Origin of the sequence: Umezawaea sp. NPDC059074, assembly GCF_042738955.1 — a bacterium.
GTDB lineage: Bacteria > Actinomycetota > Actinomycetes > Mycobacteriales > Pseudonocardiaceae > Umezawaea.
In genome coordinates this window covers 1-25353 of record NZ_JBHYHC010000011.1, presented here as the reverse complement: position 1 = coordinate 25353, position 25353 = coordinate 1, and the positions used below count along the sequence as shown (strand labels likewise).

At 68.5% G+C, this 25353-nt stretch carries 44 protein-coding genes; 18 read left to right on the top strand and 26 right to left on the bottom strand.

Annotated features, from left to right (window positions below):
* Positions 1-41: 41 nt before the first annotated feature.
* From ACFWW9_RS08060 to ACFWW9_RS08010, 11 genes are all read left to right on the top strand, one after another.
* Positions 42-683 carry a hypothetical protein gene (locus ACFWW9_RS08060; RefSeq protein ID WP_390373094.1) on the top strand — a complete coding sequence of 214 codons (642 nt, stop codon included), beginning with the start codon at positions 42-44 and terminating at the stop codon, positions 681-683.
* 83 nt (positions 684-766) lie between these two features.
* Positions 767-970 (top strand): hypothetical protein, encoded by a 204-nt coding sequence (locus ACFWW9_RS08055; protein ID WP_390373091.1) that lies wholly within the window; start codon positions 767-769, stop codon positions 968-970.
* 5 nt (positions 971-975) lie between these two features.
* Positions 976-1260 (top strand): hypothetical protein, encoded by a 285-nt coding sequence (locus tag ACFWW9_RS08050; RefSeq protein ID WP_390373088.1) that lies wholly within the window; start codon positions 976-978, stop codon positions 1258-1260.
* Between the two features lie 73 nt (positions 1261-1333).
* The gene (locus tag ACFWW9_RS08045) at positions 1334-1639 is read left to right on the top strand and encodes a hypothetical protein (protein ID WP_390373085.1); all 306 of its coding nucleotides are present in this window, start codon (positions 1334-1336) and stop codon (positions 1637-1639) included.
* Complete coding sequence (locus ACFWW9_RS08040; protein ID WP_390373083.1) at positions 1639-1884, top strand: hypothetical protein; 246 nt, start codon at positions 1639-1641, stop codon at positions 1882-1884. The genes ACFWW9_RS08045 and ACFWW9_RS08040 overlap by 1 nt, the downstream gene beginning before the upstream one ends.
* 184 nt (positions 1885-2068) lie before the next feature.
* Positions 2069-2812 (top strand): hypothetical protein, encoded by a 744-nt coding sequence (locus ACFWW9_RS08035; RefSeq protein WP_390373080.1) that lies wholly within the window; start codon positions 2069-2071, stop codon positions 2810-2812.
* Positions 2809-3588 carry a hypothetical protein gene (locus ACFWW9_RS08030; protein ID WP_390373077.1) on the top strand — a complete coding sequence of 260 codons (780 nt, stop codon included), beginning with the start codon at positions 2809-2811 and terminating at the stop codon, positions 3586-3588. Before ACFWW9_RS08035 ends, ACFWW9_RS08030 begins: the two co-directional genes overlap by 4 nt.
* On the top strand, positions 3585-3800 hold the full coding sequence (locus ACFWW9_RS08025) for a hypothetical protein (RefSeq protein ID WP_390373074.1): 216 nt from the start codon (positions 3585-3587) through the stop codon (positions 3798-3800). Before ACFWW9_RS08030 ends, ACFWW9_RS08025 begins: the two co-directional genes overlap by 4 nt.
* 88 nt (positions 3801-3888) lie before the next feature.
* Positions 3889-4158: a hypothetical protein gene (locus tag ACFWW9_RS08020; protein ID WP_390373071.1), complete on the top strand. Its 270-nt coding sequence runs from the start codon at positions 3889-3891 to the stop codon at positions 4156-4158.
* The gene (locus tag ACFWW9_RS08015) at positions 4146-4316 is read left to right on the top strand and encodes a hypothetical protein (RefSeq protein ID WP_390373069.1); all 171 of its coding nucleotides are present in this window, start codon (positions 4146-4148) and stop codon (positions 4314-4316) included. The genes ACFWW9_RS08020 and ACFWW9_RS08015 overlap by 13 nt, the downstream gene beginning before the upstream one ends.
* Before the next feature lie 60 nt (positions 4317-4376).
* Positions 4377-4718 (top strand): hypothetical protein, encoded by a 342-nt coding sequence (locus tag ACFWW9_RS08010; protein WP_390373066.1) that lies wholly within the window; start codon positions 4377-4379, stop codon positions 4716-4718.
* A 104-nt stretch (positions 4719-4822) separates the two neighbouring features.
* On the opposite strand, the gene ACFWW9_RS08005 is transcribed toward ACFWW9_RS08010, so the two are convergent.
* The 20 genes from ACFWW9_RS08005 to ACFWW9_RS07910 all read right to left on the bottom strand — a co-directional run bounded on the left by ACFWW9_RS08005 (position 4823) and on the right by ACFWW9_RS07910 (position 15022).
* Positions 4823-4996 carry a DUF397 domain-containing protein gene (locus ACFWW9_RS08005; RefSeq protein WP_390373064.1) on the bottom strand — a complete coding sequence of 58 codons (174 nt, stop codon included), beginning with the start codon at positions 4994-4996 and terminating at the stop codon, positions 4823-4825.
* Entirely contained in the window at positions 4993-5841 is an 849-nt protein-coding gene (locus ACFWW9_RS08000; RefSeq protein WP_390373061.1) for a helix-turn-helix domain-containing protein, read from the bottom strand. Before ACFWW9_RS08000 ends, ACFWW9_RS08005 begins: the two co-directional genes overlap by 4 nt.
* A gap of 1025 nt (positions 5842-6866) precedes the next feature.
* Entirely contained in the window at positions 6867-7190 is a 324-nt protein-coding gene (locus tag ACFWW9_RS07995) for a hypothetical protein (RefSeq protein WP_390373059.1), read from the bottom strand.
* Position 7191: 1 nt separating this feature from the next.
* A complete protein-coding gene (locus ACFWW9_RS07990; protein WP_390373057.1) occupies positions 7192-7413 on the bottom strand; it encodes a hypothetical protein in 222 nt (73 codons plus the stop codon).
* 13 nt (positions 7414-7426) lie between these two features.
* Positions 7427-8167, bottom strand: a complete 741-nt coding sequence (locus ACFWW9_RS07985) for a hypothetical protein (protein WP_390373055.1) — start codon at positions 8165-8167, stop codon at positions 7427-7429.
* Positions 8164-8475, bottom strand: a complete 312-nt coding sequence (locus tag ACFWW9_RS07980; protein ID WP_390373053.1) for a hypothetical protein — start codon at positions 8473-8475, stop codon at positions 8164-8166. Before ACFWW9_RS07980 ends, ACFWW9_RS07985 begins: the two co-directional genes overlap by 4 nt.
* On the bottom strand, positions 8463-8834 hold the full coding sequence (locus tag ACFWW9_RS07975; protein WP_390373051.1) for a hypothetical protein: 372 nt from the start codon (positions 8832-8834) through the stop codon (positions 8463-8465). The genes ACFWW9_RS07980 and ACFWW9_RS07975 overlap by 13 nt, the downstream gene beginning before the upstream one ends.
* A gap of 13 nt (positions 8835-8847) precedes the next feature.
* Positions 8848-9051: a hypothetical protein gene (locus ACFWW9_RS07970; protein WP_390373049.1), complete on the bottom strand. Its 204-nt coding sequence runs from the start codon at positions 9049-9051 to the stop codon at positions 8848-8850.
* Positions 9048-9332: a hypothetical protein gene (locus ACFWW9_RS07965; protein WP_390373047.1), complete on the bottom strand. Its 285-nt coding sequence runs from the start codon at positions 9330-9332 to the stop codon at positions 9048-9050. Before ACFWW9_RS07965 ends, ACFWW9_RS07970 begins: the two co-directional genes overlap by 4 nt.
* Positions 9329-9838, bottom strand: coding sequence for a toprim domain-containing protein (locus tag ACFWW9_RS07960; RefSeq protein WP_390373045.1), 510 nt, complete (start codon positions 9836-9838; stop codon positions 9329-9331). The genes ACFWW9_RS07965 and ACFWW9_RS07960 overlap by 4 nt, the downstream gene beginning before the upstream one ends.
* A gap of 28 nt (positions 9839-9866) precedes the next feature.
* The gene (locus ACFWW9_RS07955; protein ID WP_390373042.1) at positions 9867-10232 is read right to left on the bottom strand and encodes a CHC2 zinc finger domain-containing protein; all 366 of its coding nucleotides are present in this window, start codon (positions 10230-10232) and stop codon (positions 9867-9869) included.
* Entirely contained in the window at positions 10229-10567 is a 339-nt protein-coding gene (locus ACFWW9_RS07950) for an endonuclease VII domain-containing protein (RefSeq protein ID WP_390373040.1), read from the bottom strand. The genes ACFWW9_RS07955 and ACFWW9_RS07950 overlap by 4 nt, the downstream gene beginning before the upstream one ends.
* A gap of 109 nt (positions 10568-10676) precedes the next feature.
* Positions 10677-11642 carry a GH25 family lysozyme gene (locus ACFWW9_RS07945; RefSeq protein ID WP_390373037.1) on the bottom strand — a complete coding sequence of 322 codons (966 nt, stop codon included), beginning with the start codon at positions 11640-11642 and terminating at the stop codon, positions 10677-10679.
* On the bottom strand, positions 11642-11788 hold the full coding sequence (locus ACFWW9_RS07940) for a hypothetical protein (RefSeq protein ID WP_390373035.1): 147 nt from the start codon (positions 11786-11788) through the stop codon (positions 11642-11644). The genes ACFWW9_RS07945 and ACFWW9_RS07940 overlap by 1 nt, the downstream gene beginning before the upstream one ends.
* Positions 11785-12588 carry an AAA family ATPase gene (locus ACFWW9_RS07935; RefSeq protein ID WP_390373032.1) on the bottom strand — a complete coding sequence of 268 codons (804 nt, stop codon included), beginning with the start codon at positions 12586-12588 and terminating at the stop codon, positions 11785-11787. The genes ACFWW9_RS07940 and ACFWW9_RS07935 overlap by 4 nt, the downstream gene beginning before the upstream one ends.
* 5 nt (positions 12589-12593) lie before the next feature.
* Complete coding sequence (locus ACFWW9_RS07930; protein WP_390373029.1) at positions 12594-13082, bottom strand: hypothetical protein; 489 nt, start codon at positions 13080-13082, stop codon at positions 12594-12596.
* A gap of 15 nt (positions 13083-13097) precedes the next feature.
* Complete coding sequence (locus tag ACFWW9_RS07925; RefSeq protein ID WP_390373026.1) at positions 13098-13907, bottom strand: PD-(D/E)XK nuclease family protein; 810 nt, start codon at positions 13905-13907, stop codon at positions 13098-13100.
* Positions 13904-14323, bottom strand: a complete 420-nt coding sequence (locus tag ACFWW9_RS07920) for a hypothetical protein (protein WP_390373023.1) — start codon at positions 14321-14323, stop codon at positions 13904-13906. The genes ACFWW9_RS07925 and ACFWW9_RS07920 overlap by 4 nt, the downstream gene beginning before the upstream one ends.
* Before the next feature lie 106 nt (positions 14324-14429).
* Positions 14430-14780 (bottom strand): hypothetical protein, encoded by a 351-nt coding sequence (locus ACFWW9_RS07915; RefSeq protein ID WP_390373021.1) that lies wholly within the window; start codon positions 14778-14780, stop codon positions 14430-14432.
* Between the two features lie 71 nt (positions 14781-14851).
* Positions 14852-15022 (bottom strand): hypothetical protein, encoded by a 171-nt coding sequence (locus ACFWW9_RS07910; RefSeq protein ID WP_390373018.1) that lies wholly within the window; start codon positions 15020-15022, stop codon positions 14852-14854.
* A gap of 618 nt (positions 15023-15640) precedes the next feature.
* Here ACFWW9_RS07910 and ACFWW9_RS07905 point away from each other — a divergent pair.
* Genes ACFWW9_RS07905 through ACFWW9_RS07885 form a run of 5 tightly spaced genes read left to right on the top strand, consistent with a single transcriptional unit; the run spans position 15641 to position 17520 of the window.
* Positions 15641-16159, top strand: a complete 519-nt coding sequence (locus tag ACFWW9_RS07905) for a hypothetical protein (protein ID WP_390373016.1) — start codon at positions 15641-15643, stop codon at positions 16157-16159.
* Positions 16159-16374: a hypothetical protein gene (locus ACFWW9_RS07900; RefSeq protein WP_390373013.1), complete on the top strand. Its 216-nt coding sequence runs from the start codon at positions 16159-16161 to the stop codon at positions 16372-16374. The genes ACFWW9_RS07905 and ACFWW9_RS07900 overlap by 1 nt, the downstream gene beginning before the upstream one ends.
* Positions 16371-16511 carry a hypothetical protein gene (locus tag ACFWW9_RS07895; RefSeq protein WP_390373010.1) on the top strand — a complete coding sequence of 47 codons (141 nt, stop codon included), beginning with the start codon at positions 16371-16373 and terminating at the stop codon, positions 16509-16511. The genes ACFWW9_RS07900 and ACFWW9_RS07895 overlap by 4 nt, the downstream gene beginning before the upstream one ends.
* A complete protein-coding gene (locus ACFWW9_RS07890; RefSeq protein WP_390373007.1) occupies positions 16508-17119 on the top strand; it encodes a hypothetical protein in 612 nt (203 codons plus the stop codon). Before ACFWW9_RS07895 ends, ACFWW9_RS07890 begins: the two co-directional genes overlap by 4 nt.
* Positions 17116-17520 carry a hypothetical protein gene (locus ACFWW9_RS07885; RefSeq protein WP_390373004.1) on the top strand — a complete coding sequence of 135 codons (405 nt, stop codon included), beginning with the start codon at positions 17116-17118 and terminating at the stop codon, positions 17518-17520. The genes ACFWW9_RS07890 and ACFWW9_RS07885 overlap by 4 nt, the downstream gene beginning before the upstream one ends.
* Positions 17521-17565: 45 nt before the next feature.
* Here ACFWW9_RS07885 and ACFWW9_RS07880 read toward each other — a convergent pair whose 3' ends face one another.
* The gene (locus ACFWW9_RS07880; protein ID WP_390373001.1) at positions 17566-18051 is read right to left on the bottom strand and encodes a hypothetical protein; all 486 of its coding nucleotides are present in this window, start codon (positions 18049-18051) and stop codon (positions 17566-17568) included.
* Between the two features lie 140 nt (positions 18052-18191).
* Here ACFWW9_RS07880 and ACFWW9_RS07875 point away from each other — a divergent pair, with 140 nt between their 5' ends.
* Entirely contained in the window at positions 18192-18623 is a 432-nt protein-coding gene (locus tag ACFWW9_RS07875; protein WP_390372998.1) for a hypothetical protein, read from the top strand.
* Here ACFWW9_RS07875 and ACFWW9_RS07870 read toward each other — a convergent pair.
* Both ACFWW9_RS07870 and ACFWW9_RS07865 read right to left on the bottom strand, forming a co-directional pair.
* Positions 18610-19599 (bottom strand): LysR family transcriptional regulator, encoded by a 990-nt coding sequence (locus ACFWW9_RS07870; protein WP_390372994.1) that lies wholly within the window; start codon positions 19597-19599, stop codon positions 18610-18612. The genes ACFWW9_RS07875 and ACFWW9_RS07870 overlap by 14 nt on opposite strands.
* Before the next feature lie 205 nt (positions 19600-19804).
* Complete coding sequence (locus ACFWW9_RS07865; RefSeq protein ID WP_390372992.1) at positions 19805-20623, bottom strand: PhzF family phenazine biosynthesis protein; 819 nt, start codon at positions 20621-20623, stop codon at positions 19805-19807.
* A 74-nt stretch (positions 20624-20697) separates the two neighbouring features.
* Here ACFWW9_RS07865 and ACFWW9_RS07860 point away from each other — a divergent pair, with 74 nt between their 5' ends.
* Complete coding sequence (locus ACFWW9_RS07860) at positions 20698-21522, top strand: LysR family transcriptional regulator (RefSeq protein ID WP_390372990.1); 825 nt, start codon at positions 20698-20700, stop codon at positions 21520-21522.
* Here ACFWW9_RS07860 and ACFWW9_RS07855 read toward each other — a convergent pair.
* Genes ACFWW9_RS07855 through ACFWW9_RS07845 form a run of 3 tightly spaced genes read right to left on the bottom strand, consistent with a single transcriptional unit; the run spans position 21507 to position 25248 of the window.
* Positions 21507-22022 carry a GNAT family N-acetyltransferase gene (locus ACFWW9_RS07855; protein WP_390372988.1) on the bottom strand — a complete coding sequence of 172 codons (516 nt, stop codon included), beginning with the start codon at positions 22020-22022 and terminating at the stop codon, positions 21507-21509. The two genes, ACFWW9_RS07860 and ACFWW9_RS07855, sit on opposite strands and share 16 nt — an antisense overlap.
* A gap of 23 nt (positions 22023-22045) precedes the next feature.
* Positions 22046-23437, bottom strand: a complete 1392-nt coding sequence (locus ACFWW9_RS07850; protein WP_390372985.1) for a GTPase domain-containing protein — start codon at positions 23435-23437, stop codon at positions 22046-22048.
* Complete coding sequence (locus tag ACFWW9_RS07845; RefSeq protein ID WP_390372982.1) at positions 23434-25248, bottom strand: dynamin family protein; 1815 nt, start codon at positions 25246-25248, stop codon at positions 23434-23436. The genes ACFWW9_RS07850 and ACFWW9_RS07845 overlap by 4 nt, the downstream gene beginning before the upstream one ends.
* Between the last annotated feature and the right edge of the window lie 105 nt (positions 25249-25353).

The window sequence follows — 25353 nt, the reverse complement described above, 5'->3', positions numbered from 1 at the left end:
ATCACTGGGTGAGCAGCACAACGCAAGGGTGAGGTATCGCAGTGGAGTTCAAGACTGCTACGGCAGACGAGTGCCTGAACACGATCAAGGGGTTGCCGTTCGTGCGAGTGCGGACGTACGCCACCGACGACCACGGGTCGCACAAGGCGTTGCAGCTGGTGTCATACGGGGACTACCACGGCACCGACTCGGACGCGGCGAACTACCGGGAGCTGATCGCGCGGCACGGCGAGGTGTTCTACACCTCGGAGCGTGGGCACGGTGAGCGGTCGCTCCTGATCTTGAACGACCGGGGTGTGTCCCCGTTCGCGGCGGCGCTGGACAACTCGGACGCGCTGGACAAGCTGCGCGTGCTGGCGGCAGAGCTGTCCAGGCTTGAGGACTACCCGCTCCTGTCGGAGGCGCAGCAGAGCAAGTACGTGGACGAACTTGCTGACGCAGCGTGGGAGGAGTGGTTGAAGTACGAGGTGCGTGGTGAGTTGCAGTTGCTCGACTCCACGTACGAGGACTGGGAAGACGCTACCCCGGCTGGCGGTGGCGACGTTGAAACCGAGTTCCGCGAGGCCTACTACGCGTACAGCGGTAACGAGTGGGTGTGCGAGACGGCCACGTCGGTGGTCAACACCCGTCACGAGGAAGCCGTGAGCTACGCCGCGCGGACCGTGTTCGGCTGGGACGTCTGACCCCTTCGGTTCAGGGTGGCGTCCGTCTGTAGTGGACGGACGCGCGCTCTGTCCGAACGGTTCGGACGGGTGAGGAGTACGTCATGGGTGAGAGCACGTTGCTGCGGCGCGTCGACTCGGCCAAGTTGGACGACGGGCGGGTCGTCTCGATCCACGAGCGGGAGACGAGCCACGACATGTACGTGGTGGTGACGGACGCGAACAGCGACCTGCCCGCCGACCTGTTCGAGTTCCCGGATGAGGAGTCCGCACAGGAGTTCTTCGCCAACCTCGTGGCCGAGGGCTGATCGGCATGGCGCAGGGCAAGGCAGTCAAGGGCGAGACGTTCGAGGCGTGGACCGACGACGCCGGGGTGTGGCACGCGACGGTGCGACTCCCGGAAGGGGGCTACACCCCGGAGAAGCTGGCCGAGGAGTTGACCCGGCTGCGTGACCGGTCGCGGCGGGTCATCCGGAAGGAGATCGGCAAGCGGGGTGGCACGGGGATGGGGCACCGCTCTCGGCTGGCGGTGGCGGACATGTTCCACGCGCCCGGCGGTCGGGCCACGACGCTGACGTTCGGGGAGCAGCAGAGCTGAGCCGTTCGGTTCGGGTGGGGTTCGTTGCGCTGCAACGAACCGACGCCCAATCCACATGACTCGGAGGTGCGACGTGGACAAGACGTTGGTTGAACTGCTGCGGTTGAGCAGGCAGTGGCTGATGGAGCGGGACTCGGACAAGGCACCGGAGATCGCCGAAGGGATGGCGCAGCGGTTCGCCGAGCTGGACAGGGTGTTGCGTGAGGGCGGCAACCTGCCGGACGTGTGGGCGCAGCCGCTTCGGGCCCGGCTGAACGAGGCAGCGGAGCAGGCGGACGGTATCGCCGCTGCCCTGGCGCACCCGCAGAACGGCGCGGTGCAGCGGGGTATGGCGCGGACCTACCGCCACGTGATCAAGCTCTTGGGATTGGGGAAGTGATGCGCAAGCTGCTGATCATCGCCGTTGCCGTGCTCGGCACCGGGCTGCTGTCCGGGTGTGAGGGGGACGGCGGCGTGGAGTCGACGTCCACTGTGGACTCGGCTGTCCGGCTGGTCGACCCGCCCCGCAACGGGGCACGCCCGACCCCAGCAGAGGACGACCCGGACTGGGACTGCACGTTGCACGGCAACAGGATCTGTAACCCGTGGCCGGGTCACGTCAACGGGTGGGGCGTCGGGCTGTGACCGGGCCGGACGTGCCCGGCTGGTACGCCGGGGTGGTGCTGGCAGTGGCGGTCACCGCTGCGGTGGCGGTGTACGTCGTGTTCGGCGTGGCCTTGAAGCTCGGCCTGATCTGACAGGGACGCAAGGCAGAGCGCACGACGTGCGCTCTGAGAACCAGTGGGACAGCGGGAGCGGGTGGAGTTGGATGGGTGAGCTGTCGTTGGCCGTGCGCGTGGCCAAGGGGGCTGCGCTGCTCGACGTGAAGGTGCCGGGCTGGCACAAGCGGATCGACACGGACAGGCTGGAGCAGGGGTCGGACGACGACGACCTGTTCGGCCAGCTGTTCGAGGGCGCGGACTACTACGAGGTGCGGACGGACCTAGTCGGGCCGGGTGCTGCCCCGCGTACCGGTTCCCCCACTGCGCAGGCCCACGGGTTCGAGTGCTCGATCTACCGGGGCGACGTGTACGAGTACGACCGCCTCACCGACGAGTGGCGTCGCATCATCAAGGCCCGCTGTGCGCAGGGGATTCCGCTGGGCGCAGGGGGTTCCGGCGTGAGCGCCGTCGAGCCGCTGTCCTACGAGCGGGCGCAGCAGCTGGCGCGCGAGGTGGTGGCCGAGCACGGGGCGGACTACGTGTACGTGAAGCAGCCGAACGGAGACTTCGACTGCGAGGACCGGCCTGTGCTGTCCTGCTTCTACGTGGTGGACGACGCACCGTCGTGCTTGGTGGCTCACGTGCTGCACCGCCACGGCGTACCGCTCGACGCGTTCGACGGGTACGAGCACGAGAACGCGAAGGACGTGGTCCCTGCCCTGGTGGACTCCGATGCTGCTGCTGTGCTGTTCCTCAACACCGCGCAGAAGGAACAGGACGAGGGCATCCCGTGGGGGCGGGCGCTGGACATCGCTGCTTGCGTGGTCGCCGGGCGGGCGGCGCTGTCATGATCGCGCATCGGGCGCTCGACAGGCTGTTCCAGCACGTGTTGTGCGCACCCGTGACCGAACCCAGCAGGGTGTTCGAGGGCGTGTTGCCGCACATGTACGCGTACGTGCCGCTGGCCGATCCGCTGCAAGACCTCAGCTCCCCGGTGTACGAGCAGCTGAGCGTGGTGCGGCACTACATCGCGCAGTCCGACCTGTTCGATCTGCTGATCAGGATGCGGGGCAGGCAGGTGCACGTGATGGTGCCCGCTCACATCCCGCTGGGCGAGGCGACGCTGTTGCTGCACAGCGCGTTCCGGACCACGTTCGGGGACCTGGCCGAGCCCATCCCGAAAGCCACGCTCGGGTTCGACTTCGGCGAAACGGTGGGGGACATCGCTGGCGTTGCCCACGTCAACCCCGGCCTGATCGAAAGCCTGTACGTGCAGCAGTCGCAGCCCCCATTGCTGAGTAAGGGTAAGGGCAAGGACTGGAGGGACACCCGTGCAGTGCTGAGTAGGGCCGTGCCCGCGTTGACCTCCGCCAAGGCCACGTGCCCAGCGTGCCCGCCATGCGACCGACTTCACGGCTACGCCTTCCACTGCGTGCCGTGCCAGCACGTCGGTGTGCCGCTGGCGCAGGTGATCATCCACCTCAACGACCACCACAGGTGGGCTCGTGCTGCGCCCGAAGCGCAGCCGGGGGACCCGAATACCGCCGACTGGTTGGAGGAATACGCGGCAGCTAACGGGATTGACCTGCGATTCAAGATGCCTGACGAAAGTGAGATGACGAAGTGAGCGACACCATCACCGCGGACCCGGTCCGCAAGCTGGCCGAGACCATCACGCCCGAGCAGCTGGAGGCGGCGACCCGCACCCTCTCCCTGCCGGAGGCGATGCGGTTGGGTGCGAGCGTCACCACGCAGGCCTTCGACTGGGGCCACGGTGACCAGGTCTGCATCCTGACCGCCGGGCGCATCGGTGCCCAGGTGGCGGGTTACTGCGAGTAGATCGGGAGCGCTGGAGGTAGGCCTCTTGCCCGTTCGAGCCGGGCCAGCGCACGACAAGCATGGGACAGCAGGAAAGGGCAGGTGCGGGATGCCGGTCAACGTGTGGCTGGGCACGCTGGAGCTGGGCGACGTGTTCCACGACGAGAACGCGCCGTTCGAGCAGCGGCGGGACGAGATCGTGAAGCGGATCAAGGCGGCCGACTGGTACGAGCCGGAGGACGACGGGTTGAGCTGCGTGCTCGACGACTTGGCGGCCTCGCCGGACGTGGAGGCCTTCGACCACAGCTGGGAGGAGTTCTACTACTGGGCGGACGCCGCCCGGATCTGGGTCGAGACGATCAAGGCTTGCTCGTGCTGAGCGAGCAGGACCAGGCCGACCTGGACCGGGTGCAGGTGCTCATCCACGGGGTGCTCGACCGTAGCGGGAGCACACTCACCCTGCCCGTGGTCAGCCTCCTGACGCAGGCAGCGAACGACGTCCGGATCGCCACGAGCTACGCAGCAGCGGGGACATGACCCGAACCGAATGGGTGTGATGACTCCCCAAGGGCGAGGTGTTCGGTCTACCCTGCTCGCATGGATGAGGAGACGTCGGCCAGGAAATGGGCCCTGGCCCAAGCTCACGCGTGCGGCCAGCTCGCGCGGGAAGCGGCAGCAGCCGCGAGCGCCTGGGAGAAGCTGGCGAAGGAGCAACCCGCCCAGTCGCACGATCTCGACGCGCTCACCATCGGCCGGGTGTTTCGACACCTGGCCCGTCGACTACGCGAGATGCAGGAGGAAGCCGTCGGTGAAAACTCCCACGGAAGCACGTCCGACACGGCCGACCCCGCCGAAGCGGGACACATCGGCATCGGTGCTGCGCCCGCTCTGGTCGCTGACCTGGTCGGCGGTCGGCCTGATGGCGAGGCTGGGCGGTAGCCTGCCCCGCCGGTAGACCTCGGCGCTGCGGTCCTCGCCCGCTTCAGCGCCTGCATGGAACAGCCCCCGGAACCTACCCGCACCGGGGGCTGTTTCGTGTCCGTCTACTTGAGCCGGTCGTCCTTGACCGCAGTCAGGAACGCCCCGAGCTTGGCGCGGCTGACCCGCAACGCCGGACCGGCAGGGTTCTTGCTGTCCCGCACGGCGTCGAGCGTGCCGCGGACCTCCACGCAGTCGTTCTGGTTCGCGCTGTAGCTGCTCTTGCGCCAGTTGCTCATGTTCGCCTCGCTGTGTTGATCAGTGCCAGAGTGTCGTCAGGTGAGAGTGCGCGGCGTACGGCCTCGTCAAACAGCAGATCGTACTGTCGTACGTCGTCTTCACCTCGCACCCACACGCCACCTCCTGGATGCTCCAGGTAGACCGCCGGGCCGTCGCCCTTGCCGGGGTACCCGAATCGCGTCATCGGCCCTGCCATCGTGCCGTAGATCCCAGCTCGAAACGGCATGACCTGGATCTCCACGTTCGGCCGTGCCGCGAGGTCGACCAGGTGGGCCAGCTGCCCCTCGCCCACGTCTCCGAGGGCCACCACTCGGCGGATCACGGCTTCATCCAAGATCGCGTGCAGTTGCAGCGGGTTGGAGTCGGCGAACAAGCGGCGCTGCCGCTTCATGCGGGAGGCCACCGCTTCGCTGGCGGGCACCGTCGGGTCTCCGATGCGGTGCGGCGCGCTGTGAATCAGCGTCGCGTACGCCTCGGTCTGCGCCAGGCCTGGGACGGCGGAGGTGCTGAGCGTGCGCACCGTGTCAGCGTCAGCCTCGGCGCGCAGGAAGCTGCGCATGTGAGGCACGACGCCAGCGGAGCGGATGCGCTTGGTCCCGCCGCGTGCCTTCGCCGCGGCTTCCAGCACCCTGGCTCGGTCGCCCGCGGTGGCGGCGAACAGGTTGAGCATCGTCTCCAGATCGAGATCCGACGGCACCGCCTTGCCGGTCTCGTACCTGCTGATCGTGGTCGGCGTGTAGCTGAGAGTGCGTGCGACGTCGACTCCGAAGAGTCCCGCCCGCTGCCGCAGCTCGACAAGCAGTGTCCCGAGGGCACGCTTCGCAGGGGTGACGACGGCAGGCATGGGCATGATCGTAGACTTCCTGGTCCGAGGGGTAATGACTCCTGTAAAACACCCGTCCGGGTGCTGGTAAACCTGTCATGACTCCCTTACGGTATCCCCATGGCAACGGACGGAGAGCGTCATGTGGGGCGTATGGGCAGTGATCGGGATCGTTGGCACGGTGTGCGTGGTGTCGGTCTTCATGGTGGGTTTCCTCGTCGGCCGCGAGACCAGGCCGACGAGGGTGGGGAAGCACAGCAGCCCGACGGCGGCGGATCGACGGCGGGTGATCCTCGATCAGTCATCGGGGGCGCGGAAGGTAACCCGAGTGGACCCCGCCTGCCTGTCGGCGGGATCGCCTGGAGGCACGACAGCCAGACGACCACCCACGCATTCGACCCCGCGCTCATCGACAGCGACACGGGAGCGCCCCTACGTACGCTCTGCGGGACCGTCGTCCGCCGTGAGCTGCTGACCAGTCCAATCATGCCGTTCTGCACGAAGTGCGGGCAGTACATCGAAGACGCCGTGCCGCCCACCAGCGGCACGTTCGGCGACCGATGAACCCGCTCAGCTATTGGAACCCGATGGCGACAGCCCCGGTCGAGAAGCCGGAGGGCTGCATCTGCCGGTACAAGCCAGTGTGGGGTGACCTCCCGTCCAGACGGTCGCCGAACCTGAACTGCCCTGTCCACGAGGGGAAGAAGTGAACGCCACCGAGCCGCCGCGCAAGCCACCGGTCTGCACCTGCACCAGGGGGCGCACGTTCGGCGGGGACCTCGAACCCTTGCGCACCCCTGACCCAAAGTGCCCGGTACACAACGGATCTTGAGCCCCCTGCAAGGGGCTCTGCGGGTTCCCACGCTGAGGCACGGCAGCGGGAACCGCGGAGCAGGGCCCTCTGGTCCCGTTCACACCCAGAGGGTTCTGCTCCGCACACAAACGAGGGCGGCTTGAGTAACCGCCCGGTGTCCCGCCGTAAGAGCAGGGACACGGAAGCCCCCGGCGGGCGTGGGTGTGCGCCGGGGGCTTCCCGCTGTGCAGGGTCAGGCGTCGAGCTGGTATAGACCTTCGTCGTACATGGCCAAGGCGATGATCGCGTACACCGCCCGATCCAGGAATGTGTCCCGAATGGACTCGTAGTTCGGCTCCCGCCCCGGCTGGAGCAGCTGGCGCAAGCGGGACTGCTTCGTCCCGATCAGCACCTCCACCGACAGGCCGGGGGCCTGGCCCACCTGGCGGGAGGAGTCCTTGAAGTTCTCCCACGGGTCCTGGTTGCCGGTGTAGTCCGCCCGCTTCCGGCGGTTGAGACCGATGATCTCCTCCACCACCCGATCAAACGGGTCCTGCACCGTCAGGATGTCCGCCACCTCAGACCACCTCCACGGAGAACGCGATGCCCACCAGGCGGTCGGCCTCGTCGTGGTTGAACGAGATCGTGGCGGCCCCGGCCTTGATGGCGTCCTTCACGAAGTCCTGGAGGTCGACGGCGGGCACCACCCCGTCGGTGACGGGCATCAAGCCGGACACCTCGGTCCGCATGCGGTACTTCTTCGCTTCGACGGGCTGCGCACCCGCCCCTTCCTTGGCCATTCCCGCTGTCCCTTCAGTACCGTGTGCCGTCGACAACGAAGCCGCGGTGATGAACGTGCACGTACTCGGCGAAGGTCTTGTTGTCCTTGCCGATGTGGAGCAGGCCGAACCCGTTCGTCCATCCCGAGGGGGCCGTGAGGTACGAGGCCTTGGCCGGGTCCATGAAGCACCCGACCTCCATCCCGTACGTGGTGGAGATCCAGCCCTGGCGCACAGGGACGATGCCGCCCCGGTGGGTGTGTCCGCACACCACGGACTTCCCGTGCCGGGTGGCCAGCAGCGCGGCCGTCTGCCCGCCGATCTGGGACTGGCCGCCTTCGTCGCCGTGCTTGATCAGCCAGCCCGGCGCAACCGCGGTATCGCCGTAGCAGTACCGCACGCCGTGCTCGTCCAGGTTCAGCTGCCGCTCGATGGTGAGGTCCCGCAGCCCGTGCACGGCAGCACCCTTGGTGCGCAGCCACTTCGACAGGCGGTCGGCGTGGTTGCTGCGTTGCATGATGAACTCTGCATCGCCGATCGCAGCCCGGATCTTGGTCAGCCACGCCGAGGCCCGGTCGAACTCGTCCTGCAACCCGCCGCTGTACTCGCCGACCGAGCCGGACACCCAGCGACCGAGAGCCGTGCAGTCCACGAAGTCGCCGACGCTGGCGACCTTGTCCGGCTTGTACTCGGCGAGGAACCCGACGAACTTCTTCATCAGCTCGACGTCCTCGAACGGGACCTGCACATCCGGCAGGATCACGATCGACTTCACGGCACGTCCTCCCACTGTCCGAACGGACGGCGCTGGATCTTGTACTCGAAGCCGAGGTCGGCCAGCTTCGTCCAGTACTCGCGCCGCGAGTCGTCCGCAGGGATGCCGGGGCGGTCCAGCATCCGCTTCGCCTGCTCGATCCGGTAGCCGTCTTCCCGCATCTCCCGGCGGAGCACACCGCGTGCCCCGCCGATCGTGCGGTACGCCCGGCCACCGCCACGGTAGGTGTGGACCTGCTTCCACTCCGCACCGTCCACCCTGGCCCGTTTGACCGGGCGGTACTCGTACTCGTCGGTCACTGCGAGCACACCCGCGCGGTGAACGTCGGGGCCGTGCCCCCGGTGAACGTTCCGAGCACGACCCGCAGGTACCGGACCGGCTTGTCCACCGCGTGCTGCATGTCCCCGGTGGCGGAGGTGGTGGTGGCCAGGGTGACCCAGTTCGTGCCGTCCAAGGAACCCTGGAGCGTGGCGGACACGGTCGGACCGCCGGTCACCACGGTCTGCATGGTGTGGTTGGACCGGGCAGTGCCCAGGTCGATGGTGATGCTGGTCGACGTAACCGCGACCGCGGCCAGAGCGGTGACCACGTCCGTACCGCTGCTCGCAGGCAGCGGGTTGGAGTCGGACACGATCCTGCCGCTTCTGGTGGACAGGTCAGTCTGCATTCCCTCTGCCCCTTCAGTCCTGGACCACGAAGACGAAGCCGTGCGGCTCGTCCTCCAGGCTCGACGTGTACAGGTAGCCGCCGACGATGTGCTTGCCCTCGGCCTGAAGCTGCTCCATCACCACGGTTGCCCGGCGGATGGCCTGGCTGGCGCTCTGCCCCGTGGAGTAGTGCGCCACGGTCCCCGCCAGCGGGTAGCTGTTGTTCGCCACGGTCACGACTTAACGGCAGTGGCAACGGAGTTCTCCCCAACTTCGGGTTCCGGCTCGATGACGAGGGCTTCCCCCTCCTCGTACGCGTCGTCGTTGAGCGCGTCGGCGTCCGCCTGGTCCTGCTCGGCGACCGCGGCCAGCGCGTCGCGCTCCCCGTACTCGGTCATGAGGAAGGCCATCAGCTCCCGGCCTTCGGCTTCGCCGAGGCCCACGGCGGTGGCGTTGACGAACAGATCGCCGTCAGGACGAATGATCGCGTGCACGCCGTAGTGCTGGAACTCGCTCATGCGAGACCGATCCTCTCACGCACTGCCTCTACACCCCTTGTGAGCACAGAGGAACTGACATCTTCGCCTGTCCACATTGGAACGATGCGGACGTTGCAATTGTAGAGATTGGCTACCGCCGTTTTGGACAGCTTCTCGCCTGCTTCGTCACCGTCTTGCAGAACGATGACTTCTTCGTAGCCCTCGAAGCAGTGCGACCACCACGAGCACCACTTGTTGGCCCCGGAGATGCCGATGCTCGGCAGCCCGACCACGTGAGTAGCCACATGCCGGTCAAGCTCGCCTTCGGTGATGCCGAGCCGCGGGGAGTCCTCGCTGAACGCGTCCACCCCGAACAGCTTCGCCGTGCTGCCGGTCTCACCGATGTACTTCGGGTGCCCTTCAGCCTGATGGTCGTGGTCGGCCATGCACCGGAACTTCAAGTCGAGCACCCCGCCGGGCGACAGGTACGGGATGCACAGCCACCCTTGCTGACGCTCGTGGCCTGGCAACGGGTCGAGCACCACGCCCAACCCGCATGCGCGGGCGACCGCCTCAGAAATTCCACGACCGTCCAAATACTCCGCTGCTGCGCTTACGCTCGCCGCGTACCGGGATGCCGCTTGTGCCAGTGATTCTTTCCGCTTCGGCGAGGGCAGACTGAAAGTCTGACTGGTCCCCATAGAGCATCAACAGTCCGATCGCGTCTTCGGCCCGATCGGTGCACCCGACCCAGCAGTGAAACCGGTTGGCCTGGAAGGAGACGGTGGCGCTCGGTGCCGAGTCCTCGTGGAACGGACACTTCATCTTCAGCCACGTGCCCGAGCCGCGGTGAGGGATCTCCGCACCGAACTCCTCCAGGATGGGGACGATGTCGAAGACCGGCGTTTCCCGCTGTCCCCGCTTCCCCTGTCGTGTCATAGCGCGCCGTTCTCCAGTGGGGGTAGGCCGAGTATCCGGCGGGCAGGTGGGTCACGCAGGTACTCGACCGCGCGCAGCAGCACCTCCACCGCGTCACGCCACCTGCCCAGGATCCCGTTGCAGGTGCCGCACAGCAGTCCGCGGACACAGCGCCCGCACGAGGTCTTGCCCGAGCAGCACGAGTGATCGTGATCGACGGCCTTCGCCTTGTACCGGCGGCAGATCCAGCACTTGCCGCCCTGCGCAACGAACAGCTTCTCCCAGTCGCCAGGGGCAAGGCCGTAGGTGGCCACCACGCGCCGCTCCTTCGCCGCCGAGCGGCGCAGCAGCTTCACGGCACGGTTGTGGGTGGCGCACCTCGGCCCTGGATGCGGGGCTGGGCGTCGCGTGGCCACACCGTCACGGATGCAGTCCTTGCAGACGCCCAGCCCCTGCCCCTTCAGGTCAGAGCTGGACACTCGGGTTGACGGTGAGCTTCGCCCAGGAGGTGGGCGGCTTGATGCCGACGGTGTTCAGCACCTCGATCAGCTCGGCCTTCGTCAGCCCGCCGGGGGCCGGGGAGACGCCACCGCCGGGGGCGGTGACCAGCTTGCCCACCGCTTCCTTGATGTCCTTCACGATGGCCAGCGCCTCGGCCGCGTCGGTCGCCGCGTTCGCCGAGTGCTCGGCCGCTTCCGCCGAGCGCAGGTCGATGTAGCGGAACACCTCCTCCAGCGTCGGCGTGCCGTCCCAGGCGTTCGTGATGCGGTCGGTCAGCTTCATGTCGTCCTCTTCCTTGCCCAGCAGGGCAGCCAGTTCTTCGATCGATCCGCGGTAGAAGTTGAGGTCCACGTGCGCGCCGTAGCCGGACACACGGCCCGTGCCCGTGAACTGGACGATCTCGACGAGGATGCCGCCGCGGTTGTCGTCCCAGACGTAGCCGGGCACCCGGTCCAGCGCGTCCTGGAACTCCCGCCAGTCACGATCGGCGTACCAGGACTTCCAGTGCCCGCGGACCTTGACCTTCAACGGCGTCAGGTCGGGTGAACCCACCTTCTGCCAGTAGAAGTTCGGGAAGTACACGAGCGGTGTGTACCTGCCCGCGTCCCACAGCCTGTTGTGCGCGGCCCAAGTCTCAGCCCAGCCGCCCGAGCCCTCTTCCACGTCCACAATGGACGAGTCGTAGCGGTCGCCCACCACCCCGATGTGGACGTCCACCGTCTGCGCCCAGTTGGGCCGCAGGTAGAAGTACGGGACGACGATCGCCCCGGCCCGCTCGGCCGCGTCCGCCTGGGCGTGGAAGAACGCGTTCACGAACGTGCCGTCGTTGGTCAGGATGAACACGGCACCGATGCCGTTCTCCCGCACCACCCGCTCGACGTCCATCGTCGACTGGTGGTTCGAGATGTCCATGATCTTGACGCCGGGCATCAGTCCTCTTCTCCGAACTCGCGGTCCGTGGTGGTGACGAGGAACCGAGCCACGCGCTCGGCGCGCTCGGGGGACATGCCCGCCTCGTAGAGCAGGTTGCCGAGTGCGGCGGTATCGCCCTCGGTCTCGTCGAAGCCGGTCTTCATGAATGCCTCCATTCGGGGGCCCAGGTGGGATTGGTTACCTGCATGGTCGAGAAGTCCATGCGCAGCTCGGCGCGGACAGCGAGCCCGCTCGGGTCGACCGGGCCGAACCGGTTTTTCACGACCGACACGAACGCCTGGCCTTCCTGCCCGCCGCGGCTGATCGTGAGTGCCAGGCTCGGTTTCTTGCCGACCTTGTAGCGGAGGCCCGAGAGGGGGACCACGCGGTCCCCGTCCTCGTAGTCGCCGCCCACGTGGTGCAGCACGTGCACCGCCGCGCCGGTCTGCCGACCGAGGATGGTCAGGTCGTCCATTGCTCGGGACAGTTCGGCCGCCGAGTCTTCGTCTGCCACGTCGGACAGGTTGTCCACCACCACCAGGTGCGGCCAGTCGCCGTGGGCTTCGGCGTACGCCCACACGTGCTGTGCGATGTCCTCTGTGGACGCAGCAGACGGGTAGGTGAACGTCAGCCACGGCACAGCCCTGGCCGCCTGGAGCGCAAGATCGGTCTTGCCGAGCACGGCTTGCTCGGCGGTTGCCGTGTCGCACGCGGTGGCCATCTGCACCAGCCGGGTTCCCACGGTCAGCTCGTCCCCGTCCAGCGAGACGTACAGGGTGGGCACCTGCATGTGCACGGCCAGCGCCAGCGCCAGCACCGACTTCCCGGTGCCGGGCGCGGCGGCGGTCAGGTGGAGTTGTCCTCGGCGGAAGACGATCTTCTTCTTGGCGAAGCTGTCCCACACGGTCGGCAGGGCTTGGCCTGCGTCAGTCCGCTTGCGGACTACCTGTGTGGCTGAGAGCACTCAGCTCACTTGATCCACTCGGGTTCGCACTTGCCGTTCGCGTTCTTCGGGAGCGGGCAGAACCAGGCAGCCCACGGCCCCTTGGCCCCGGTGCCGGTGACGTGCTTCCGCTCGCCGTGCGCGCACATCGGCGCACCCGACGGGGCTCCCTGCTGCGGCGCGGACGGCTGCCAGCCCTGCTGCTGTGGGGCCTGGTGGCCGGGCGGGGGAACCTGCGGCCAGCCCTGTGGGGTCTGCTGCTGGCCCGGCGGGATGAACTGCTGCTGCGCCTGCTGGTCGGGGGCCGCCCACTGCGGGGCGGCCTGGCCGTTCACCTGCGGCAGCTGACCGGGCTGCTGCTGGTACTGCTGCGGGGGAGCGGGAGGCGGTCCGGCGAGCTGGCCGACGGCGTCCGTGGCCTGCACCACGCCCTGCACGAACTCGTCGTAGTTGTCGGACTCGACCTCGAAGTACCCGTACTCCACGGTGGGGATACGGGCGCTGAACTTCAGCACTTCACTTCCTTTTCCTCAGAGGGCAAAGCGGCAGTGCGCCTTGACGCTGCACCAGTTGCAGTCGTCGGACACACGAGGGAGGTAGAAGCCCTGGGCTTCCATGACGGCGGCCTGCTCGTAGGCGAAGGCCAGCTTGTGTTCGTCCCAGCCGTAGAAGACTGGGAGATCGGCTTTGCCCTGGCGGGCGTGGTAGTAGGAGCCCCACGTGGCGTTGACGCCACGCTTCTGGAGCGCCACCAGGTAGCCGGGCAGCTGGATCGTGACCCGCTTGCGCGACCACGTCTTGATGTCGACCACACCAAGGTTGCCGTTGATGTCGTAGTACACCCGGTCCAGATAGCCCTTCTCCTGGACTTGGCCGACCCGGTACGTCACCTCGTACTCGACGCCCACAGTGTTGCCGTTGGCGTCCTGTGGGAGGTCTTGGGCGATGACCCAGTCATTGCTGCCCGCCCACTTCGCGTACTTCTCGATCAGCTCGGGTCCGAGAACGTCCCGCCAGTACGGGATGTCCTCCTTGTTCGGCTTCTCCTTGGTGGCCCGGCCCGAGGTGGTGAACTTGTCGCGGGCGACGCCGTACTTCTCCTCTTCCTCGGCGATGGCTGCTTCGAGGAAGTCCGGCCACTGGCCGATGAGGGCGTCCCGTTCGGACTGGTGCTCGGCGAGATCGAAGGGTTCGGTCCAGGAGTGAAAGGCCTTGCCGCCGACCCGTGCCACGCCCGGCTGGTCCGGCACCTTCTCTACGCGCTTCAGGCGGTACTTCTCGCCACACGAGGCGTAGTCCTCGTACGCGCTGTGCGACCAGCGCCTAGTGATGGTACTCAACCGGTGGAGGGGCCGCCCTCGTTCACCGGGGTGGACAACTTGCGCTGACTGGGCCAGCCGTCGATCGGCTCGTCGGTGATGCACGCGGGTTCTTGCCAGCAGCCGTTCGAGCAGCTGGCCCGTGGGCCCTTGCCGTTGACGAACAGCCAGTACGCGCAGCCGGACAGGTCTTCCTCCATGAGGAGGTCCAAGGGCTTCTCGTTCGCCCCGACCCACACACCCCGGTCGTTCTGGCGCATTGCCGGTTTCCCATCCTTGCCCTGCGTGAGCGTGGCGGGGTCCTGGCACTGACCGCCCCGGCGGTGCCGGTCGAACGTCTTGGGGCTGCTGAACGTGCGGTGGCAGTCCCGCGCCGAGCAGTGGCACATGACCGAGCCCGTCCAGATGGTCGAGCACCCGCGGCAGGTGTGGTTCACGCAGGCCTCCGGGGTTCCCGCAGCGCCAACCAGAGCGCGAAGCCGGTCAGCACGGCGCAGCCCAGCACCAGCAGCAGCGTCTGAAACTGCGCGGTCGTCAGGTGGTTCATCGGCCCGCCACCAGGTCCAGGTTCATCAGTCCGGCGTCCAGCAGCACCAAGTCCGCGCCGCTGTCCAGCGCCCGCGCGACCCGGCCGTGCACGTAGTCCGCGGCTTCCGGCAGGCAGACCAGCATGGCGCTGTGCCGCGCCGCCCAGCGTTCGACGGCCACCTTCGGTGCGCCGCGCCCGGCCTGCAAGACCATCGCCGCGAGCGGCGGGATCTCCTTGCTGAGGGCAACCAGCTTCTTGGTCACCACGGACCACGGGTCCCCCTCGGCGTACAGCTCTGCGCGCTCGGCTGTTTCGTCAACGAGCTTCGCGACGGGTGACCCGGCGCGCAGGTGCAGGGTGATCATGCCCTCCCCCTCTCGTGTTGATGTTGGATAAAGCAACATGTTCGCCCCAACTTAGCACACGTGGAGCCCCGCTACGCGGGGACACCTCTCGCCTTCCTGATCACGGTCTTGATGGTCGGAACGAGCTGGTCCAACACGGCCAGCTCGCGCTCTCCCGCCCCTGCGGGAAGTGCGACATCCAGGACGTCGCCCGACAGGGTGAACGTCAACTGGAACGTGTTGGCATCACGTTGCTCGCACATAGAACCCCCATTGCGTGTTGCGCGATATTCGCCTATCTAATCGATCGACGCCGTTTCAGGGGGCGTTACTTCGTCACCCGATCGGACTACTCAGCGTCACTGTACGTGAGATTCGTCGTCACTTGGAGTATGTGACGTAAGTCTCAGTTTGGCCATCGTTTAATCGCTTGACCTGTGGTGACGTCAGTCGATCGCCGCAGGATTGCGGCAAGCCGCAGCCTGACATGCCGCTGCGAGTGCGTCAAGTGAGGTCGACTCATGCGCGCAGTGACTGCACCCTGTCGCTACGCTTCGAGCGCAGCGAGACGGCAACCTGATACTTGTCCATGCTTACTAACCGCTGTTTAGTTAAGGGCTGAAGGCCCCCTATAACAGACGATTAGCTGTGGTAGTGGTTAACCTACTGGGTAGTAGATTAAAGAAGTCTGCGAATCCATGTATCAGGAGCCAGGGTGCGCACTCCTCTCAGGAGCCGAGGAAGTAGTGCACTCACTGCGCGCGAGCGCGCGAGGCCAGTTCGGTACGCGTGGCGGACACGCTGCGTGGTGGCTTGACCCGATTGGCGTAGGTCATCTAAGTTGGGTTGATGATGTTGATGAACCCAACTTTGGAGGTGTCGTGAAGCGAACGACGTATGCAGTCCGCGGGACGAGCTTCACGCCACCCGGCCAGCTGCCCGAGGGGCTGAGCGTGCAGGAGATGGAGCACGACGTGGTCGACCTGGTGGTGATCCGCTCGGTGGCGGGAACCAGTGTGCTGGCCGTCCGCGAGGACGCGACCACCAGCGGGCGCGTGCTACTCGAACTGGAGATGGACGAGGGTGACCACGAAGGCGTCGGCAGCGGGCTGTTCGACGACGCAGCGCTTCGCCAGCTGCGCGACGTGCTGATCGCCCGCTTCGGCGACGGCCGCCCGCGGCGGGTGCTCAAGGACATCAGTGGTTTCCGCACCGAATGGCGCTGGTTCGAGGCGAAGCCGGACCTGTTCACCTACCAGACGACCTGGGCTGAGGCGCAGGCGGAAGCGCGCGGCGACGGTGACGCCGCGATCAACTGGACGCTGGCGCAGATCCGCTCCGAGAACCCCGGTTGCCAGCTGGTCGACGTCACGAACGAGCACCCCGAGGTGAACCGCTGATGGACCGCCTTACCCGGTACGCGCCGCGCACGTTCGCGTGCGACGACGGCACTGTGCAGGTGTCCGTGACGCTGGACGGCACGGTCAAGCTCTCGATCCGCCAGCTGACCGGCGAGGTAGCCGCTGTGGAGATGTCCGCGGACCGCTCCCGCGAGGTGTGCCAGGGCATTCGCGCGAAGGGGCAGGCAGCGGAGAAGGAGGCTGGGTCCAGGTGACGGTCTCGACGATGCACTACCTCACGCAGGAGGCGGCTCGGGCGCTCAGGAAGTACCGGTGCGCCCAGCTCGGCCTGGAACTCACGCGGCGGCGCACCAGCGCCAACGACATCCGATGGGAGGTGAAGTTCAGGTGATCCCCTTCAAGGGCGACGGACACGAAGAGTGCCGCGTGGCGTACCGCAAGACGACCGCCATTGCCGCTCAGTTCATCCGCAAGTCGGAGACGTGGGAGCGCATCGCGCGCCGACGCGCCGAGCTGCTGGCGCAGGGTGCCTGGGATCTGCGGGTGCAGCAGCGGATCGTGCCCCTGCTGACCGCGGCACTGGAGGACCGCAACCGGGCCTACGACCTGCTGTACCGCGGGCTCGAAGAGAGGTGGGGGAGGAAGAAGACTCGTCGCTTCCTGGAAATGCTGGGGAAGCGGGAAACGGCCAATCCGGACGGGTCCGGCAGGGAGATGTCGCAAGCGTGGCGTGCAGCGTTCGACGGCGTGATCTACCGCGAGGTGGACAACGGCGTGGAGTTCTGGCGACCTTCCGTGCAAGGTGCAGGTGAAGCAGGCTGGATGATGTGCGGGTCGCAGTTCACTGACCTGCGTGCTGTGCGGCGGTCCCGTGGCCACCTGGAAAAGGTCGCATCCCCTGACTGCTGGAACTGCAATGCGATGGGCTGCATGAGCTGCGCGACCGGCAACCGGACGACCGGCGAATGCCGTATCGACTGCCCGGTGTGCTGCGGATGACCACCAAGGCCAGGTGGACCCTGGATGGCGTATGCCTTGATTGCCGCGAGAAGCCGCGCGTGCGGATGGGACGGTGCGATCCATGCGCCACCATCAAAAAGCGGGGACAACCACGCTTGTCGTCCACCCGCTATGACTGGGTGGTGGTAGAGCGCATTCTGCGGGGACGCGATGCTGGGAGGAGGCCAGCTCGGCTGGAGAAAATCGAAGTAGTTCGTCTCTTGCTGCGCTCTGGTGACCCGATCAAGAGTCATCCCGCAACCGAGCGGATGGACCCCGCCACTCTCCAGAAGTGGGTAGGCATGTTCCGAGCAGAGGCACTGGCGGTAGGCCTGGAGATGCCGTTGCGCTTCTTTGTTTCGGTACCCGAGCTTGCGCCAGAACTTGCGCTGGTCGACTGACCGGCACTTCAAAGCCCCCGCGGCCCCGCGGGGGCTTTGCTGTATTCAGGGCCCGGCTACCCAAATCACGTTCTCGTCGTCGCCAGCACGTGCGGCACGCAGACGGAAGCCGTTCGGGTCGGTGTAGTCGTAGTACAACTTCATGTCGAGGCTACGAAGCTTGTCGAGGAACTGGTCGAGCTTCTGTGTGGCGTTGGCGTCCAGCTCGACGCCTTGACGACGCTGGGTGTACTCAAGCAGTCGCTTGTAGACGTAGGTGGATGCGTGGTCGGCGCGAATCCCGTTGCCGCCTGACCGCTGAAGAAACCAGTTCTCGGGCCAGTACCGTTTCCAGCCTGCGTCAGTTTTCGTGCCCTTGCGATGTCGCTGCAACTTCGCCGAGACCGCCTGCGAGGTGGTGCCACACATCTCGGCGATGCGAGCCTGGGTCATGCCGGTCGCCAGCATGGCCTCAATGTCTTCGCCGCTGGGTAACACGCTCTGGCGCCCGCCTGCCCGGCCGCGCCGGGCACCGGTTGCCTGGCCTTCCATGCTCTCTCCCTCGTCGTGGTGTGGACCCATGGTACACACGATGTTGGGTCGAACAGCAATCGAACAGGCGTTGTGTTTGCAGATCAGGGGTGAGGGGAGCTAAGTTGTGGTCACATCGCCCCAGGTTGGGTAGAGCAACGATGTACCACGAGAACTACACGCTCCAGCTGCCCGGCGCGCTCGAGCGCGGCGTGCTGGTCGGCTCCGCGGGCGACGGCCGCAACGCCTCCGCGTCCCGCGACGACCTGGCGCTCGCCGCCGCCGTCGTGCTGACCACCGACGGCCACGAGAACACCGCCTACGAGCTGACCGGGCCGAGCGCGTGGACGTTCGCCGAGCTGGCCGACCTCGCGAGCCGGAAGACCGGGAAACCCCTGGCGTACCGGAACGTCAGCGACGAGGAGTACGTCGCCGGGCTGACCGCCGCGGGGTTCCCGGCGTTCGTCGCGGAGATCTTCGCCGACATCCACGCGGGCATCCGCACGGGCGTGCTCGCCGAGGTCCGGCCGGACCTGGAGAAGCTGATCGGCCGCCCGGCGACGCCCGTCGCGGACGCCGTCAGCGCGAGCTGACCACCAGCGCCGCGTCCAGGTCCGCGTGCGCCTCGGGGTGCTCCTCCCACCAGCGCGCGTAACCGGGGTTGCGCGGCAGGATCGACCGGTAGGCGCGGGCCGCGCACGCGAACACGTCGTGCGCGCGCCCAGCGGCCGGGCCCTCCCGCCGGGTCGCCACCAGCAGGTCGGTCTTCAGCGGAGCGCCCCGCAGCGGCCGGATCACGATGCCGTCGCCGCTGCGCGACGGGGCCGCCGCGAACGACACCGCCCCGCCCGCCACCAGCGTGCGGGCCGTGCCCGCCTCGTTGACGTGGTGCGCCAGCCGGGGCGTGAACCCGGCGTCCGCGCAGGCCTGGAAGATCTGCACGCGCTGGCCGATCTGCTCGGCGGGCGGCGCCACCCAGTCGCGGTCGGCGAGCTGCGCGAGGTCGACCTCCTCCTGCTCCCCCAACGGGTCCCAGTCCGGCAGCGCCACGAACTGCGGCTCGGTCACGAGCGTGCGCACCTCGATCCCGCGCAGCTCCCGCTGCTCCATCCCCTCGAACCGGTCGAATACCGCGAGCTGCACCTGGCCCGCGGCCAGCAGCTCCAGCAGCTCCGAGGACCCGGACGTGATCTCCGAGCGCACCTCCGAGCACGGTATGACCTTGCGCAGCTCCTCCACGAACGTCCCGAAGAACAGCAGCGGCACCCCGCCGACGATCAACGGTCCGCGCGCCGGGTCGCGGGTGCGTTCGCGCGCGGAGCTGAGCAGCTGGCCCACCTCGTCCAGCACCAGCCGCGCGGTGCCGACCACCTGCCGTCCGAGGTCCGTCGGCACGCTGCCGCCGGACGTGCGCTCGAACAACTGGCCGCCGATGATGCGCTCCACGGTCCGCAGTTGCGCGCTCATCGCGGGTTGGGTCAGTCCGAGCCGGGTCGCGGCCTTCGTGACACTGCCTTCTTCGGCGATCGCGCAGACCGCTCGCAGGTGGCGTAACTCCAAGTCGGGCATAACGCTCTTGTATCCCCCTTTGCTATGAGCCGCCACCCGTCGAACGGGTCATAGTTCGGGGTAGACCGAAGAGGTGGACGCGGGGTGACCCCCCTGCGCCACCGAGCCACGGGGGTGTGCGGCGCTACGCCTGCGCTGCCGGGCCCACCCCCGACCGGGGGCCGGTCGGTGCCGAGTGCGGACCGGCACCGGCCGGCCCGCGGACTCAGAGGGGGACGGCGGCCCCGGTGACGACCACCCGCGGGTCGTCCGGCCGGACGTCGACGAGGAGTTCGCTCGGCCGTCCCATGTCCACGCCCTGGTGCAGCACCAGCGCCCGCGGCGCGGTCACCAGCCCCAGTTCCCGCAGGTAGCCGCCGAACGCGGCCGCGGCGGCCCCCGTGGCGGCGTCCTCCACTACTCCGCCCACCGGGAACGGCTCGCGCACGTCGAACACGTCCTCGGCCCGCTGGTGGAACAGGTGCGCGGTGATCAGCCCTGCCGACCGCAGCACGTCCGCGAGCGCGTCGAAGTCGTAGTCCAGCTTCGCCAGCCGCTCCCGGCTGCCGACCCCGACCACGAGGTGCCCCGCGCCGCCGCGGGCCACGTGCACCGGCCACGCCAGGTCCGAGGCGTCCCAGCGCAACGCCCGCAGCGCGCGGTCCACCAGGTCGGGGGAGGCGGGCTGGGAGGAGGTCGGCACGCTGGTGAGGCTCGCGGTGCCCGCGCCGGTGGTCAGCTCGATCCGGCCCGCGGGCGTGTCGAACACCAGCGGTCCCGCGCCGATCCGCTCGCCGAGCGCGACCGCCGTGGCGATGGTCGCGTGGCCGCAGAACGGCACCTCCACCAGCGGGCTGAAGTAGCGCGCCGTGAACGTCCTCGGCTCCGCGCCGGGCAGCACGAAGGCCGTCTCCGAATACCCGACCTCGGCCGCGATGGCGAGCATCGCGGCGTCGTCCAACCCGCTCGCGTCCAGCACGACCCCGGCCCGGTTGCCGCCGTCGGGATCGACGCTGAACGCCGTGTACCTCAGGATCTCCGTCATGGGACCAGCATCTCCACCAGCGGGGATCGAGTCCAACGATGACAACCGATGCGCCCCATCGCTACCGTCGATGCATGGAGACCCGGCTCCTCCGGACCCTGCTGGTGCTGGCCAGGACGGGCAGCTTCACCGCGACGGCGGCCGAGCTGCACCTGGTGCAGTCGACCGTCACCACCCACGTCAAGACCCTCGAACGCCAGCTCGGCGCGCGGCTGTTCGACCGGCTCCCGACCGGGGCGAAGCTGACGGAGGCGGGGGAGCGGGCGCTGGCCGCGGCCCTGGACGTCCTGGCGGCCGAGCAGCGGCTGCTTGACACCGCCAAGGGCGTGCTGGAGGTCTCCGGCGACGTCCGCCTCGGCGCGCCGGAGTCCATGTGCGCCTACCGCCTGCCCACGATCATCGCCGACCTGGCCGACCGCCGACCTGGCGTGACGGTGCACCTCACGCCGGTCGGCACCCGCCAAGCCCTCGACGCCGTCCACGACGGCGTGGTCGACCTCGCACTCGTGCTGGAGGACGACCCGCCCGCGACCACCCTCACCGCGGTCCCCGTGGGCACCGAGCGCATCGACCTCGTCGCCGCGCCGGGCCACCCGGACACCGGCCGGTACTTCCTCCTCGAGGAGGGCTGCTCGTACACGGACCGCTTCGCCCGCGACCTGCCCGACGTCCACCCGACCCGGTTCGGCAGCATCGAGGCCGCCCGCTCCTGCGTGGTGGCGGGCCTCGGGCTGTCCGTGCTGCCCCGGATCTCGGTGGCCGACCAGTTGGCCGCGGGCGCGCTGCGCAGCGTCGCCGAACTCCCGGCGTCGACCCTGTTCCTGGTCACCGACCCCCGCCGCACGGAGAGCGCCGCGGTGCGCGTCGTCCGCGAGGCCCTGCGTCAGGCGTCGGGGTAGCCGACGTAGACGTGCACGAGCCGCCCGGCCTGGGTCGGGTCGACCTCGCTGTGGTCGTGCACCAGCCCGATCTTCGCCATCACCCGGCCCGAGGCGTCGTTGCCGTCCTGGAACTGCGCCACGACCCGGCGCACCCCGTGCTGCTCGAACGACTCCCGCCGCACCGCGCCCGCCATCTCGGTCGCGAGCCCGCGCCCCCACGCCGCGGGCGCCACCCAGTAGCCGATCTCGATCGACTCGATGGTCCGGTGCGTCATCGACGCGATCCCGAGGAACTCCCCGGTCCCGCCGTCGAGCGCCGCCCGCCAGCCGTACCCGTAGCGCCGCCAGTGGGCGAGCACCGAGCGGTGCCGGTCGGTGGCGTACTCCCGGTTCCACGGCTTCCCGTCGACGATGTGCCGGACGACCCGCTCGTCGCTCGCCAGCACCAGCAGTTCGACCAGGTGCTCCTCGCGCCAGCGGACCAGCGACAACCGCGCCGTCGTGAGAGGGGTGTCCATGCCGGACATGATCCCCCGGAAGGTCAGCCCAGGCCCGCCAGCATGCCCTCGCACGAGCGCACGACCACGGTCGCGGCCCGCCGCTGGTCCTGGTCGAGCACCGGGTTGGCGGCCTGCTCGCGCCACTTCGCCAGCAGGTCGGCGATCAGGTAGCGCTGCTCGGTCTCGTCGACCTCCTCCTCCAGCCCCAGCCGCGCCTGCACGGCCGTGCCGAGCCCGCCGACGATCCGCGACGCCTCGGGCTCCAGCGCGCCGGGCAGCCGCGTGCGGCCGCCCTGCAACGCGGCCAGCAGCCGCAGCTCGCGCACGTCGTGCGCGCTCGCGACGATCCGCTCCAGGTCCATCACGATCTTGCGGGCGGCGGGTTTCGGCTCCGCGCGCAGCACCACGTCCAGCGCCAGCAGCGCGGACCGGGCCTTGAGCACCTCGCGGCGCTCGGTGAAGTACTGGCTGATCGAGTCGCGCAGCTCGCCGAGCCCGCTGCGCTGCACCAGCTGCGTGACCAGCTTGACCTGCGTGTCGAAGCCCTGCCGGACCAGCGTGGCGCTCAGCCGCACGCCGAAGATGCCGTACCGCTCCAGCAGCGCCTGCCGCACCGACGGGTCCAGCGCGACCGGGAAGTCGCCGCCGACGAACCGGTCCGCCGACAGCAGGTGGTCCTCCAGTTCGGCGCGCGGCAACGCCGCCAGCGCGGCGAGCGCGGTGAACTCCTCCGGCCGCATCGTGCGGGCCGCCACCGCGATCAGGCCCGCGACCGCCACCACGTTCTGGCACAGCGGCCCCACCCGCGCCTCGCGCCGGTAGCGGCGGGCGATCTGCTTGGTCGACGACAGCGCGTCGATCCGGCCCGCGCCGATCTCGTCGGCCTTCGCCAGCACCACCACGGTGTTGATCGGCGACGACCGGGAGATCGGGTTGTCGTGCGCGGCCTGGAGGTACTTGAGGTCCACGTCCTGGAGGTGCCGCATCAGGTACAGCACCGCGTCCGCCTCGCGGTACACCTGGTCGCTGGTGGCGGTGGCGGGCGTGTCGATGATCGTCGCGTCGCGCAGCGACCGGGTCGGCCAGTCCACGATCAGCCGGTCGACCTGGTCCCACATGCCGATCTCGACGTGCGCCTTGCCGTCGCGCGTCACCACCGGCACCTCCTGCGGGCCGCTGGGCGTGAACGCGGTCGCCCGCGCCCGCACGCCGTCGCGGTACCAGGTGAAGCCGGTCGCGGGCGTGAACTCCTCGCCGATGAGCGCGTTGACCACGGTGGACTTGCCGATCCGCGGCGACCCCGCGACGGCGATCCGCACCGGCTCCTCCATCCGGGCCAGCTGGTTGCGCAGCCACCCCGTGGCGCGCGGGCTGTCCCGGTAGACGATCAGGGCCTCGGTGAGCAGCGCGACGACCTTGGCGTGGAGGGTCACGCCGAGATCCCCAGCGCCACCTGGGACCCGCCGAGCACCTGGACCCGCTTGTACAGCTCCACCAGCTTGTCCAGGTCCTGCCGCACCTCGACGGCCCGGCGCTCGCGCTTGCTCGCGTCGTCCTGCACGGCCCGCCGCGCGCTGCGCGCCGACTCCAGCAGCGTCTCCTGCAACTCCTCGGCCAGCGTGCTGAAGTGGTTGCGCAGGCTGCGCTGCACGTGCCGCGCGGCGTCCCGGCAGTCCTTGCTGAACTTGATGAAGAAGTCGTCCACGTGCCGCTGGGCGGCGTTCTTCGCGGCGGCCTGGCGGCGCTTGAGCCGGGCGTCGCCCTCGTCCTTGATGCTCTTGCCGCCGAACAGCGCGCCCGCGCCGAGCGACACCACGTTGATCAGCGGCATCCCGGCGAGGCTGGTGACGAGGCCGAACATCAGCACGCCGCCGTAGGAGCCGCGCAGACCGGTGAACAGCTTCTGGCTGATGGTGAACTTCTCGATGTTCGGCCGCTCGATCGCGGTGATCCGCTCCAGCACGTCCTCCGGGAAGATCGAGCCGGGCAGCAGGTCCTCGCGGTAGACGGGGAAGCTCTTGGCGACCTTCTCCGCGACCCACTCCGACCGGTCGAGCAGCCAGGCGAAGTTCTTCGCGCCCGCCTCGGTGAGGTTGTCCTCCAGCCACTGCTCGAACGAGTCCCAGCCCTTGGCCGGGTCGGCCTCGTCGAACGTCTTGTCGACCTCGCGGAGGATCTTGCGGGTCCGGTCGCGCAGGTCGAACTCGATGTCGGACACCAGGTCCGCCATCTCGTCGGCCAGCACGGTCTGCCAGCGCGCCGAGCGCCGCCGCAGCTCGTCCACCCGCCGCTGGGCCTCGTGCAGGGCCCCGATGGTGTCCTCGGTGCGCTTGGTGTTCTGCACGGTCAGCTCCTGCCGCAGCGGCGCGACGAGCTGCTGGATCGCCGACGCCGACGACACGGCCACCACCCGGCGGGCGAGCTGGTCGGCGGCGGACACGATGTCGCGCTGCACGCACGCGAGCAGGTCGGGGAAGCCGGACTCGGCGTTGAGGACCTGGTCGCCGGTCTGCGCGGCCCGCAGCCGCAGCGCGGACGACACCGCGAACACCTTCGCGCTCACGCCCGCGCGGGCGAGCTGCGCCTGGTTGGTCTCCAGCACCCGCCGCCACTGCGGGCAGATGTCGGTCTTGGTGAGCACCACGGTCACGTTGGGGCAGTTCGTCATGACCTGCTTGAGCAGGTCCAGCTCGGTGGCGGTCAGCTCGCTGGTCGCGTCGGACACCAGCAGCACGGCGTCGGCCTGCATCAGGGCGGCGAACGTGCTCGCGGTGTGCGCGGACCGCAGGTCGCCGACGCCGGGGGTGTCGATCAGCACGAGCCCGGACGTGAGCAGCGCGCGCGGGATGCCGACCTCGGCCCGGACGACCTCGCCGGAGTTGCCGGAGCTGACCTCCTTGGCGACCTGGTCGATCGCCACGGGCACGCGCTCGGTCGGGTTCTCGTGGACCGCGCGCCGGGCCGCCGAGCTGCGCACGAGCGCCGCCGACGGTGTCTCGGCGTGCTGCACGAAGGTGGGGACGGTGGTCGTGATGTCGTCGCCCACCGCGCAGACGGGGGCGTTCACCAGGGCGTTGACCAGTTGGCTCTTGCCCTGCTTCGCCTCGCCGATCACCAGGACTCTGAGCTTCGGATCCAGTTGTCGGGCCCGCTTCTCGCGCAACCGTTCCGCCAGGTCGGGGCGGTTGTGCGTCGTGCAAGCCCCGATCGTTTCGTCGAGCACGTCGAGCCAGGGGGCGGCCATCACCCGACAGAGTGTGCCGTGTTCACCCTCCTGGGTGAAAGGGAGAGGGTGGGGGGGGGGGGGTGGGAGCGCCCGCCACCCCCCCGCGCTCCCGAAGAGAAAAAC